Raw genomic sequence first — 728 nt, 5'->3', positions numbered from 1 at the left:
ATGTTGAAAAAAGTTTTGGTTTAATTGATATAGTACTTAAGAAATTCGTGTTGAATCTAGAAAATGATTCAAATATAATGATGGAAAGAAATATTAAGTCAGGAGAAATAATCACATGAAAGCATTAGATGTAGCTAAATATATTATCAATAAATGCATAGAAAAGGACAAATATATCAGTAATCTCCAGCTTCAAAAAATTATGTATTTTGTTCATTTGGAATTTTTGAGAGAAACCTATAGAAAACTTATCGATGATGAAAGTTTTGAGGCTCGGGAATGTGGACCCATAATGAAGAGTGTCTATAATAAGTTTGGAATATATGGTGGATTTACCATTGATGATATCCAAGAATGTCATATTGAATTAAAACCCGAAGAAGAAAAGTCAATAGATAAGATTCTGAATGAATATATCAAGTTGAAACCTTGGGAACTTGTCCAAAGAAGCCAGAATCCAAATGGTGCATGGAAAAAAGTATACAAAAATGGAGAGGGCGATAAGCGTGTAATTTCTGATGAATTAATTGAAAAGGAAGCAGGATTGAGGGAATAAATTTTATGCATAGATAATTAAAAATGATTTTTTATATTAGAGCTAAAGGATAAACAATGGAACAAATTAAAGAGAGCATTATCATCATAGAATCGCCCAATAAAATTAAAAAAATAACTGCAATTACAGGAGCTAAAGTATTTGCTACAGTAGGACATTTTTTAGATTTGAA

The 728-nt window shown here is 29.1% G+C and carries 1 protein-coding gene and 1 pseudogene; both read left to right on the top strand.

All coding sequences use genetic code 11. The annotated features are described in order from the left end of the window. The first annotated feature begins 115 nt into the window (after positions 1-115). Positions 116-556, top strand: a complete 441-nt coding sequence (locus BKH42_RS09130) for a type II toxin-antitoxin system antitoxin SocA domain-containing protein (RefSeq protein ID WP_095296271.1) — start codon at positions 116-118, stop codon at positions 554-556. A gap of 65 nt (positions 557-621) precedes the next feature. Beyond that, positions 622-728 (top strand): annotated as a pseudogene (locus BKH42_RS09905) (type IA DNA topoisomerase); the annotation flags it as partial.

It is taken from the genome of Helicobacter sp. 13S00482-2, assembly GCF_002272795.1.
GTDB lineage: Bacteria > Campylobacterota > Campylobacteria > Campylobacterales > Helicobacteraceae > Helicobacter_J.
The sequence above is the reverse complement of the archived record's forward strand: the minus strand, read 5'-3'. Positions and strand labels throughout refer to the sequence as shown.